This window comes from Streptomyces sp. NRRL B-24572, assembly GCF_002156145.1.
Taxonomy (GTDB): Bacteria; Actinomycetota; Actinomycetes; order Streptomycetales; family Streptomycetaceae; genus Streptomyces; species Streptomyces vietnamensis.
Genome location: NZ_MWIG01000417.1, coordinates 1 through 11,025 on the forward strand (window position 1 = coordinate 1; position 11,025 = coordinate 11,025).

Genomic DNA, 11,025 nt, shown 5'->3' on the forward strand with positions numbered 1-11,025 from the left:
AGCAGGAGGGGCGCGCACCCACCTCGGTGGAGGTGGTGTCGATCGTCGAGGTGCACTGCCGTTACGGGGTGTCCCCGGGGGCCACGGACAACGCGAACCGCCCCGTTCCGGGTACGACCGTGCTGGTTCCGGTCGAGGAGGCGGACGGGTGGGCGAGGGCCAGGCCGGGCGTGAGCTTCGCGGGCTATCTGGTGACCGCCCGGCCTGGCCCTCGCCCACCCGTCCGCCTCCTCGACCGGAACCAGCACGGTCGTACCCGGAACGGGGCGGTTCGCGTTGTCCGTGGCCCCCGGGGACACCCCGTAACGGCAGTGCACCTCGACGATCGACACCACCTCCACCGAGGTGGGTGCGCGCCCCTCCTGCTGGCCGTGATGCTCCTCGCGGAAGCCGATCCCGGCCGCACGCTCGCCACCGACGACGTCGGCGTAGTCCTCCGGACCGACCTCCAGCAGCGTCCAGGAGACGACGTCCCCGGGCGCGAAGCTCTCTCCGCAGCACTGGATCTGCCAGCCATCGACCCACACCGTCAACGTCATGCCGCCATTGTCCGCCGAGCGACCCGCGCTCCTCGTCCGCGAGGAACGTCCGGCCCTGACGGCCGGCTGCCCGAGCGCCCCACCCGCACCCGCCCGCTGCACTTCGCCGCTGTACGACCAGGAAACGCAAGAGGCCCGGACTCTCGTCCGGGCCTCTTGTCTGTGTGCACTCGGCAGGATTCGAACCTGCAACCTTCTGATCCGTAGTCAGATGCTCTATCCGTTAAGCTACGAGTGCTTGTTTTTAGTTCTTGTCTCCGTTCCCCGGCCCTTTCGGCCCGCTGTCCCGGCGACAGGAAGAACATTACATGACTGCCGCCGTCATGTGAAATCCATTCCCCACACCCCTTGTGACCTGCGAAAACGCCACCGAGGGCGCTAGGCGGGGACGGGCGGACGGGCCGCGGCGCGGGGGTCGCAGGGGGCGGAGATCCGCGAAAAGAGACCGGGGTCACACCGGCGCGCCGTCGAGTCATGGAGGAAGCCCGCCGAAGAGTCCGGGAACGGCCGAAGCCCGCGGAAGGGGTCCGGGAACGGCCGAAGCCCCGGCCTTGGAGGCCGGGGCTTCGGTGTGGGGCGGAGGCGGAGGGATTTGAACCCTCGATGGGCTTTAAGACCCAAACCGCATTAGCAGTGCGGCGCCATAGACCGGACTAGGCGACGCCTCCTCGCACCGCGCGCCTACGCGAGTGGTGCGTGCAGATGATGACACAGGCGAACCGGCTGTCACCAATCGATTCTCACCGTACTAGTCCTTCGGGGTTCAGGGCAAAGCCCCACGGCCCCCGATCCCGGCCCTGCGACCCGCCTCGCGCCCCGCCCGGCGCACCCCGCTTGCGCAACGCCCCGGCGCCCGGAGCGTTAGAGGGGGCGGGCGCGCCGTGCACCCGCGCCCTCCGTACTCCCGTGCTCCTGGAGATCCGCATGCTGCGCAGTCTCGTCCTCGCGACCCTCGCCACCGCCGCCGCCACCGCCGGGGCCGCCGGCCTCGGTCCCCTGCCGTCGCCGCTCCCGTTCTCGTCGACCGGGTCGACCGTGTCGAGCGGGTCGACCGACACCCTGACCGTGACGGTCGAGAAGAGCGGCTCCCCGGGCTCCGACGGCACCTTCCGGTTGAGCTGTGGCGAGCGCGCCGAGGGTGACCACCCGGCCGCCGAGGGGGCCTGTGAGCGGCTCGGGCAGTTGGCGAGGGAGGGCGGCGACCCGTTCCTGCCCGTCCCCTCGGACCAGATGTGCACCCAGGTGTACGGCGGGCCCGCACTCGCCCACGTCACCGGCGTCTGGCAGGGCCGCGAGGTCGACGCCCGCTTCTCCCGGGCGAACGGGTGCGAGATCGACCGCTGGCAGAATCTGGAGCCCTTGCTTCCCCTTGCCCGGGGATGACGGTCGGAGGCTCCCTTAGACTCCCCTCAGTGACAGGCCGGGACCCGAGGGGCAAGATGGGACCGGCCGGCCGACAGGGCATGCGCATGCAGTGCGTCAGGGAGGAAGCGTCGTCGTGAGCAGCAGGCCATCCCGAGGCGCTGCTCGCCTCGCAGCCATACTCGACGCCCTCCCCGACGGCCTCGTGCTCGTCAACTGCAACGGCACGGTCGTCAACGCCAACACCATCGCCCTCGGCATGTTCGAGACGCCCGGCACCGCGCTCGTCGGACGCGGCCTGCTCGACCTGCTGCCCACCTTCGACTCGCGCCTCATCCCCGGCTCCATGCGCCGTCCCGACGGCGCCGACGAGCGCGGCCGCACCAAGCCGACCCGGATGATCGCCCGCCGCACGGACCGCTCCGAGTTCCCCGTCGAGGTGACCAGCGCCAGCCTGGAGGACGGCCGCGAGGCCTACGACTCGTACGGCGGCTACACCGGCGACGAGCTGCTCATGCTCGTCGTACGGGACCTCACCGGCACCCTCGACACCGAGGCCGAACTCGCCCGCTCCCAGCGCCAGACCGAGATGATCCTGCGCGCCGCGGCCGAGGGGGTCGTCGGCACCGACACCGACGGCCGGGTCGTCCTCGTGAACCCCGCCGCCGCGCAGATCCTCGGCTACCGCGCCGGCGAGCTCGGCGGCCAGGAGCTGCACCCGCTGATCCTCGCCAAGCGCGCCGACGGCGAGCCCTTCCCGTACGAGGAGTCCCCGCTCGCCGACACCCTCAAGTCCGGCCGCAAGCACCGGGTCCGGGGGCAGGTCCTGTGGTCGAAGAAGGGCGAGCGGGTCCCGGTCGACCTGACGACCGCTCCGGTACGCGACGGGGACCAGCTCGTCGGCGCGGTGATGACCTTCACCGACCGCAGGCCGTACGAGCAGCTCGTCGAGGAGCACGCCGCCGAGCTCGCCGGCCTCACCGAGCGGCACGCGGCGGAGCTCGCCGACCGCGCCGAGCGGCACGCGGCCGAGCGCGAGGCGCAGGAGGAGAAGTACGCCTCCCTCGCCGCCCGCCACGAGCAGCTGACCGCCGTCCTCGCCGAGTCGCTGCGCGGGCCCCTGGAGGAGCTCCGCACCCAGCTCGGCACCCTCGCCGCCGACGACGCCGGGCAGCTGTGGCCCGAGGCCAACCAGGTCCTGCACCACCTGGCCGCCGGGTACGCCCGGATGACCTCGCTCGTCGACAACGTCCTCGGCTACCAGCGGCTCGACGCCGGTACGGAGAAGCTCGACAAGGCCGTCGTCCTGCTCGACCGGGTCGTGTCCGGGGGCATCGACGGCGCCGTGGAGCTGATCGGGCCCGGCCGCGCCCAGTTCGCCGTGCACGCCCCGCCCATCGAGGCCGAGGTCGACGCGGCGCGCCTCACGACCGCCCTCGCCCATCTCGTCGCGGACGTCGCCGGCGTCGACGCGACCGGCAAGAGCAAGGCCGAGCGGACCCCGAGCGACTCCACGATCGTCGTCGCGGCCGCACAGCGCGGTGACGTCGTACGGATCGAGGTCCGCGGCCCGTACGCGGGCGGCGACCCCGTCCACGGGCCCGTCGTGCGCGGGATCGTGGCGGCGCACGGCGGTGTCGTGCAGACCCACGAGGTGCCGGGCACGAGCGGCGGCGCGTACGTCCTCGAAGTGCCGGTCGGCGCGGGTCGGGGCACCGTCCCCGCGCCGGCGCCGCGGAACGACGGGCCCTCGGGCGGGCGCGAGGCCCTCGCCCTGCCCGCACAGGCTTCGGGACCGGACTCGGGGCCGAACTCCGGGTCGCCGTCAGGGCCGCAGTCGGGGTCGGTCTCGGGGCCGGTCGCAGGGCCCGCCACGGGGCCCGGTCTCGCCCTCGGCCCCGTCCCGGCCTCCGCCTCCGGTCCGGTCCCGGCCTCCGGTCCTCTGCCCGTCTCCGGTCCGGTCCCGGCCTCCGGTCCTCTGCCCACCTCCGGCCCTGTGCCTGCCCCCGGTCCTCTGCCCACCTCCGGCCCTGTGCCCGCCTCCGGCCCTGTGCCCGCCTCCGGCCCTCTGCCCGCCTCCGGCCACGTCCCCGCTTCCGGCGCCGGCTCCGACTCGTCGTCCGTCGCCGCCCCGGGTGGGATCCCCGGCGCGGGGGCGGCTTCCGGTGCCGCCATGGCCGTCGAGCCGGGCGCCGGGACCTCCGGTGGCGGGCGGCGGCGGGCCCGGCGCGGGTCGACGGACGCCTTCCTGGAGAGCGCGGTCGCGCCCGAGGGCGGTGCCGAGCCCAGTGGCCGCCGCCGTGCCCGTACGGGAGAGGCCGCCGGTCCCGCCGAGCTGATCCCCGCCCAGCAGAACGTCGCCGTGCACTCCGCCGCGCCCGCCCCCGTGGAGCCCACCGGGCGCCGTCGGGGCCGGCCCGCCGAGGGCTCCGTGGTGACCGCCGCCGAGGGCGCGCAGGGGCGTGCCGCGCTCGGCGCGGCCGTGCCGCCGCAGGGCGTCGCCGTCGAGCCGTCCGGGGCTCCCGCCCTGGCCCGTGCCCTGCCGGCCGTCGCTTCCGCTCCCGAGGAGGCTCCGGCGCCGCCGAGCGGGCGCCGCCGGCGCGCGCTGGCCGCCGCGCAGGAACGGGCGGCCGCCGCCGAGGCCGGGCCCCGCACGCCGTTCGCGCTGCCGCCCGCCGATGCCGACCGTGACGCCGAGACGGCGCCGCCGGCCGCCGCTCCCGTGGCCGGCCCGCTGCCGGTCTCGGACGAGGGACGGCACGAGTCCGTACGGGGCGTCCCGGGCGCCGACCACACGCCGCCGCAGCCCCACCCGCAGGCCGGGCCCCCGATCGCGGTCGAGCCGACCGGTCGGCGCCGGGCCGTGGCGCTCCCGCAGCCGGAGGACACGCCGGAGGCCGTACCCCCGCCGCAGCAGCCCCGGCAGCCGCAGCCCGTGCCCCAGAACGCCGCTGGGACCGGCACCGCCACCGGGACCGCCGCTGGGACCGGCACCGGTTCCGTACCGCTGCCGCCCGAGCTGCCGATGCCGGCGACCATGTCCAAGGACTCGACCCAGGGGCGGGCGTTCAGCGTCCGTACGCTCGGACAGGGCGTCCCGTTCGTGCCGCCGGCCCCCGCCGCGCCGTCCAACGGCTCGGGGCGGCGGCGCAGGCTCGCCACCCCGCCCGAGATCGACCCGCCGGTCCCGGCCGTGGAAGCCAGGCCGCACCCGCAGCCGACTGCGCCCGCGCCCTCGCCGCACGACACCCCGGCCGAAGGCCGCGCGTACGCCATAGGAGCGCCCGCCGAGGGTTCCGCCGAGGGGCCCGAGCCGCTCGACGGTCCCGGCGGCGCGGTCGAGGTCGCCAACCGGCCGGCCCCGCAGCCCGTGGACGACGAGCTGCCCCCGGAGCCCCTCGACAACCCGCGCCGGCTGCTCGTCTGGCCCGCGCCCGACGTCTCCACCCAGCAGGCGCTGAGCGACCGCGGCTACCGGCCGGTGATCGTGCACTCCCGCGAGGAGGTCGACGCCCAGATCGCCGCCTTCCCGGCCGCGCTCTTCGTCGACCCGCTGACCGGCCCCATCACCCGTACCGCGCTGCAGTCGCTGCGTCAGGCGGCCGTCGCCGCCGAGGTGCCGGTGCTGCTCGCGGCCGGGCTCGGGCAGGCGACCCGGGAGGAGGCGTACGGCGCCGATCCGGCCGTGCTCCTCAAGGCGCTGGCGCCCCGCGACAGCGAGCAGCACCCGTCCCGGGTCCTGCTGATCGAGGAGAACGAGACCATCGCGGAGGCGCTCGCGGCCACCCTGGAGCGGCGCGGGATGCAGGTCGCGCAGGCGGAGACCGACACCGAGGCGGTCATGCTGGCCACCCAGACCCGGCCGAACCTGGTGGTGATGGACCTGATGCAGGTGCGCCGCCGCCGGGCCGGGATCATCGACTGGCTGCGCGCGAACGGGCAGTTGAACCACACCCCGCTCGTCGTCTACACCTCGGCCGACCTCGCCGAGGAGGAGCTGGCGAAGCTCGAATCCGGCGAGACGGTCCTGTTCCTCGCCGAGCGCTCGAACAGCGCCGAGGTGCAGGCGCGGATCGTCGACCTGCTCGCGAAGATCGGCACCAACTAGCCCCGTGGGGCCGGTTGGTGCCGACCGGTCGATCAGAGCCGGGTGACGTCCAGCTCGCCCTCCGCGTACTGCTTGCGGATGACCTTCTTGTCGAACTTGCCGACGCTCGTCTTCGGCACCGCCGGCACGATCGCCCACCGCTCCGGCAGCTGCCACTTCGCGATGCCGCCCTCGTCGGCGAGGAAGGCCCGCAGCGTCTCGTAGTCCGCCGTCGCGCCCTCCTTGAGGACGACGGTCGCCAGCGGACGCTCGCCCCACTTCTCGTCCGGCACGGCGACGACGGCGGCCTCGGCGACCGCCGGGTGCGCCATGAGGGCGTTCTCCAGGTCGACGCTGGAGATCCACTCGCCGCCCGACTTGATGACGTCCTTGGCGCGGTCGGTGAGGGTGAGGTAGCCGTCCGGGCTGATGACGCCGACGTCACCGGTCTTGAGCCAGCCGTCCTCGCTGAACTTGTCCTCGGGGCGGAGGGGTTCGCCGTCGACGCCGTTGTAGTACGCGCCCGCGATCCAGGTGCCGCGGACCTCCAGCTCGCCGGCCGACTCGCCGTCCCAGGGCAGGTGCTCGCCGCCGGGGCCGACGAGGCGGGCCTCGACGCCGGCGGGGAAACGTCCCTGCGTGACCCGGTACGGCCACTCCTCCTCGGCGGTGAGGCCGTGCGGCGGGTGGGCCATCGTGCCGAGCGGGGAGGTCTCGGTCATGCCCCAGGCGTGGCAGAGGCGGACGCCGAGGCGGTCGTACGCCTCCATGAGGGAGGGCGGACAGGCGGCGCCGCCGATGGTGACCTGCTTCATGGAGGAGAGGTCGCGGGGGTTCGCGGTGACCTCGGCGAGCAGGCCCTGCCAGATGGTGGGGACGGCGGCCGCGTGGGTCGGCTTCTCGCGCTCGATCATGTCGGCGAGCGGGGCCGGCTGGAGGAAACGATCCGGCATGAGCATGTTGATGCCGGTCATGAAGGTGGCGTGCGGCAGGCCCCAGGCGTTGACGTGGAACTGCGGGACGACGACCAGGGTCGTGTCCTTGTCCGTCAGGCCCATCGACTCGGTCATGTTCACCTGCATGGAGTGCAGGTAGATCGAGCGGTGCGAGTAGACGACGCCCTTCGGGTCGCCGGTGGTGCCGGAGGTGTAGCACATGGCCGCGGCCGAGCGCTCGTCCAGCTCGGGCCAGGCGTACGCGGTCGGGCGGCCGGCGATCAGCTCCTCGTACTCGTGGACGCGCGGGGCGGCCCCGTCCAGGAGGGAACGGTCGCCCGGGCCCGCGACGACGACGTGCTCGACCGTCGGCAGGTGCGGGAGCAGCGGGGCGAGGAGCGGGAGCAGGGAGCCGTTGACGATGACGACCCGGTCGGCGGCGTGGTTGACGATCCACACCAGCTGCTCGGGGGGCAGGCGGAGGTTGAGGGTGTGGAGCACCGCGCCCATGGAGGGGATCGCGAAGTACGCCTCGACGTGCTCCGAGTTGTTCCACATGAGGGTGGCGACGCGCTGGTCGCCGGTGACCCCCAGTTCGTCGCGCAGGGCGTGGGCCAGCTGGTGCGCGCGCGTTCCGGCCTCGGCGAACGTGCGGCGCTGCGGCTCGGGCTCGCCCGTCCAGGTGGTGATGGTGGACTTTCCGTGGATGGTCATCCCGTGCTGGAGGATGCGGCTCACGGTCAGTTGTACGTCCTGCATGGTGCTGTACACGGGGCGTCCTCCCGGTGGGCGCTACGTGGCAGAAGGGGTGTGGAGATTCTGCGCACGTACCGCGCGGTATGTCACTACCCGAGAGTACGTAAAATGCCAGTGATTACTGGCGGAAGCGGCCCGGCCGAGCGGATGGTTCACCGTACGGGCGTCAGCTCCGGGTCCTCGCGGAGCTTGCCGAGCGCCCGGGACACCGCGCTCTTGACCGTCCCGATCGACACCCCCAGCACCTCGGCCGTCTGGGCCTCGCTGAGGTCCTCGTAGTACCGCAGGACCACCATCTGGCGCTGCCGCTCCGGCAGCTTCAGGATCGCGCGCCACATCGCGTCGTGCAGCACCTGCCGCTCGGCCGGGTCCGGCTCCGGGAGGCCGGCGGGCTCGGGCAGCTCCTCGCACACGAACTCGTCGACCTTGCGCTTGCGCCACTGCGACGTCCGCGTGTTCAGCAGCGCGCGGCGGACGTAGCCGTCCAGGGCGCGGTGGTCCTCGATGCGCTCCCAGGCCATGAAGGTCTTGGCGAGCGCGGTCTGGAGGAGGTCCTCCGCGTCCGAGGGGTTGGCGGTGAGGGAGCGCGCGGTGCGCAGGAGCACGGGCCCACGCGCCCGTACGTACGAGGTGAAGGTCGGGTACGACGCGTACTGCGAGGCACCGGCGCAGACGGGGCCAGAGGGTGGCGGAGTCATGACTCCACGCTAGGAGGGCACGGACACCGGCGGATCGGCCCCAGGTCCCGAACCGCCGTCCGCCTCAGGTTGTAGGGGTGGGGATGCCTCCACCTCCTCTGGGTGGAGACCCTCTCCACCCGGCTCAGGGTCGATGCCCGGTTCAGGGCCGATGCCCGGTTCAGGGGTACCGGGCACGGTGGACCGCCGCCCTCAGGGGTGCCGGCTCGCCACGAACGACAGGGGGACGGGCACACGGGCCGCGAAGCGGGCGGGGGCGGCGACGTGGGCGACGGGTGCGTCCAGTGCGTTGCGGTCGATCGCGAGGGTGCGACCGCCGTACGTCTCGGTGACGTTGCCCGCGTACTGGTGGATCCGGGCGTGCGGCGTCCAGGCCTCCGGATGCAGCACCGACTCGGTGAGCAGCGCCGGCACCCCCCGCCAGCGCGCGAACCACATCACGTCCGGCAGGTCCTTCGTCCCCGCCTTCCGCTGCGTCTCCATGTCCCGCACCCCCGTCTCGGCGCTGCTGTAGAAGCCGGGGAGGTAGCCGAGGCGCTTCACCTCCCGGTTCCAGGCGCGGACGAAGGCGAGGGTGGTCGCGGCGCAGCTCGTGTCGCCCCGCCGGTACGCCTCGATGTCGAGGTAGAGCGGGCTGCTCGCGCCGATCCCGAGGGCCTGCGCGGCCCGTACCGCGTCGCCTCCCTCCTTGGTGCCCTGGCTCGTGGGGTTGCTGCCGATGGCGAACTTCCGCTTGGCGAGGGAGTCCACGCACGGCGCCTGCGAACCGACGAAGAGCGGCAGCAGCCGCCAGCCCATGGCGTGGGCGGAGGCGACCCAAGCGGGGGTGAGCTCCTTCTGCACGGGGCAGCCCCGCCCGCGTCCGCCGAAGTAGATCCCGACGGCCCCGTACGGCGACCCCCGCCAGGCCCTCATGACGGTGAGGGACGGCGCCTCACAGGTGTCGAAGGCCTTGCCGGAGAAGGTGACGGGGGTGGCGGCGGCCGCCCCGGGGGCCCCGGCCCCGGCCATGGCGCGGGTCGCCGGGGCGGAGGCGGGCGCCCCGGACGCGACGGCCCCCGACGGCTGCGGGGGCGGGGCGTTCAGGAGGACCGTCCCGGCCAGCGCCACCATCAGGGCGGCGACCACGGCCCGCGCCCGCGCCCCGGGAGGCGGCGCGGAGCGCGGACGGACCGGTGTGGCCGGGAGGGGCGCGGGGGCGGCTTCGGATGCGGCTGCGGGGACGGCTCCGGATGCGGGCGCGAGGAGGGCTCCGGATGCGGACGCGGGGACGGCTCCGGGGGACGGCGGCGTGCGTGTGCTCATGGCGCGAGTGAAGATCCGCCCGCCCCTCCCGGCCACCGCTCAGGCCGTCGCCTCAGCCGTCCGTGCCCAGGATCAACCCGGACGTGGGAACCCCGGTGCCCGCCGTGACCAGGGTCCGGGCCGCGCCGGGCATCTGGTTCACGGAGGTGCCGCGGATCTGCCGTACCGCCTCCGCTATGCCGTTCATGCCGTGGAGGTACGCCTCGCCGAGCTGCCCCCCGTGGGTGTTCAGCGGAAGCGCCCCGGCCGCGACGAAGTCCGCCGCCTCCCCCGGCCCGCAGAAGCCGAACTCCTCCAGCTGCATGAGCACGAACGGGGTGAAGTGGTCGTAGAGGATGCCCACGTCGATCTCGGAGGGCGTGAGCCCCGACGTCCGCCAGAGCTGCCGGGCCACCACGCCCATCTCCGGCAGCCCGGTCAGTCCGTCCCGGTAGAAGCTGGTCATGGCCTCCTGTTTCCGCCCGGCGCCCTGGGCCGCCGCCAGGATCACGGCGGGCGGGCGCGGCAGGTCGCGGGCGCGTTCGACGGAGGTGACGACGATCGCCTGGCCGCCGTCGGTCTCCTGGCAGCAGTCGAGGAGCCGGAGCGGTTCGACGATCCAGCGGGAGGCGGCGTGGTCGGCGAGGGTGATCGGCTTGCCGTGGAAGTACGCGGCGGGGTTGGTCGCCGCGTACTTCCGGTCCGTCACCGCCACGTGCCCGAAGGCGTCCGGCGTGAGCCCGTACGCGTGCAGGTACCGCTGCGCGGCCATGGCGACCCAGGAGGCCGGGGTGAGCAGCCCGAAGGGCAGCTGCCAGCCGAGCGCGGCGCCCTCGGCGGAGGGTTCGCGCTGCTGCACGCCGGAGCCGAACCGCCGCCCCGAGCGCTCGTTGAACGCCCGGTAGCAGACGACGACCTCGGCGATCCCGGAGGCGACGGCGAGCGCGGCCTGCTGCACGGTGGCGCAGGCGGCGCCGCCCCCGTAGTGCACGCGGGAGAAGAACGAGAGCTCGCCGATGCCGGACGCCTGGGCGACGGTGATCTCGGGGTTGGTGTCCATCGTGAAGGTGACGAGGCCGTCGACGTCGGCGGGGGTGAGCCCGGCGTCGTCGAGGGCCGCGCGCACGGCCTCGACGGCGAGGGAGAGTTCGCTGCGGCCCGAGTCCTTGGAGAACTCGGTCGCCCCGATGCCGACGACGGCCGCCCGCCCGCCGAGCGTGTCCCCGCCTCGGACGCTCATCGCGGCACCTCCACGGTGACCGTCCCGGTGACGTGGTGGCCGATCCCGTTGGCGCCGACGACCCGGACGCTCGCCGTGTCCCCGTCCGCCCCTTCGGTCACCTCGGTGACCGTCCCGGTCAGGA

At 74.1% G+C, this 11,025-nt stretch carries 6 protein-coding genes, 2 tRNA genes and 3 pseudogenes; 3 read left to right on the forward strand and 8 right to left on the reverse strand.

Annotation, left to right across the window (positions count from 1 at the left end; genetic code table 11):
• Positions 1 to 68: 68 nt before the first annotated feature.
• Positions 69 to 140 (forward strand): annotated as a pseudogene (locus tag CCN56_RS45905) (hypothetical protein); the annotation flags it as partial.
• A 111-nt stretch (positions 141 to 251) separates the two neighbouring features.
• Here CCN56_RS45905 and CCN56_RS45910 read toward each other — a convergent pair.
• The 3 genes and pseudogenes from CCN56_RS45910 to CCN56_RS24155 form a co-directional block, all read right to left on the reverse strand.
• Positions 252 to 539: pseudogene (locus CCN56_RS45910) on the reverse strand (DUF6578 domain-containing protein); the annotation flags it as partial.
• 165 nt (positions 540 to 704) lie between these two features.
• Positions 705 to 777, reverse strand: a tRNA-Arg gene (locus tag CCN56_RS24150).
• 339 nt (positions 778 to 1,116) lie between these two features.
• A tRNA-Ser gene (locus tag CCN56_RS24155) sits at positions 1,117 to 1,207 on the reverse strand.
• A 238-nt stretch (positions 1,208 to 1,445) separates the two neighbouring features.
• Between CCN56_RS24155 and CCN56_RS24160 the strand changes: the two genes are divergently transcribed.
• Together CCN56_RS24160 and CCN56_RS24165 are read left to right on the forward strand one after the other, a co-directional pair.
• Entirely contained in the window at positions 1,446 to 1,922 is a 477-nt protein-coding gene (locus CCN56_RS24160) for an SSI family serine proteinase inhibitor (RefSeq protein WP_373412893.1), read from the forward strand.
• Positions 1,923 to 2,037: 115 nt separating this feature from the next.
• Positions 2,038 to 6,009 carry a PAS domain-containing protein gene (locus CCN56_RS24165; RefSeq protein WP_086829941.1) on the forward strand — a complete coding sequence of 1,324 codons (3,972 nt, stop codon included), beginning with the start codon at positions 2,038 to 2,040 and terminating at the stop codon, positions 6,007 to 6,009.
• 32 nt (positions 6,010 to 6,041) lie between these two features.
• On the opposite strand, the gene CCN56_RS24170 is transcribed toward CCN56_RS24165, so the two are convergent.
• From CCN56_RS24170 to CCN56_RS44800, 5 genes and pseudogenes are all read right to left on the reverse strand, one after another.
• Complete coding sequence (locus tag CCN56_RS24170; protein ID WP_086829943.1) at positions 6,042 to 7,694, reverse strand: long-chain fatty acid--CoA ligase; 1,653 nt, start codon at positions 7,692 to 7,694, stop codon at positions 6,042 to 6,044.
• A gap of 137 nt (positions 7,695 to 7,831) precedes the next feature.
• Positions 7,832 to 8,377, reverse strand: coding sequence for a SigE family RNA polymerase sigma factor (locus CCN56_RS24175; RefSeq protein WP_086829945.1), 546 nt, complete (start codon positions 8,375 to 8,377; stop codon positions 7,832 to 7,834).
• 192 nt (positions 8,378 to 8,569) lie between these two features.
• Positions 8,570 to 9,682 carry a DUF1906 domain-containing protein gene (locus tag CCN56_RS24180; protein ID WP_086829947.1) on the reverse strand — a complete coding sequence of 371 codons (1,113 nt, stop codon included), beginning with the start codon at positions 9,680 to 9,682 and terminating at the stop codon, positions 8,570 to 8,572.
• Between the two features lie 52 nt (positions 9,683 to 9,734).
• Positions 9,735 to 10,901 carry a lipid-transfer protein gene (locus CCN56_RS24185; protein ID WP_086829949.1) on the reverse strand — a complete coding sequence of 389 codons (1,167 nt, stop codon included), beginning with the start codon at positions 10,899 to 10,901 and terminating at the stop codon, positions 9,735 to 9,737.
• A pseudogene (locus CCN56_RS44800) lies at positions 10,898 to 11,025 on the reverse strand (acyl dehydratase); the annotation flags it as partial. The pseudogene CCN56_RS44800 and the gene CCN56_RS24185, both read right to left, overlap by 4 nt.

Coding starts and splice junctions, on each gene's coding strand:
- CCN56_RS24175 (WP_086829945.1), bottom strand. CDS start 8,377: ATGACTCCGCCACCCTCTGGCCCCGTCTGCGCCGGTGCCTCGCAGTAC.
- CCN56_RS24180 (WP_086829947.1), bottom strand. CDS start 9,682: ATGAGCACACGCACGCCGCCGTCCCCCGGAGCCGTCCCCGCGTCCGCA.
- CCN56_RS24185 (WP_086829949.1), bottom strand. CDS start 10,901: ATGAGCGTCCGAGGCGGGGACACGCTCGGCGGGCGGGCGGCCGTCGTC.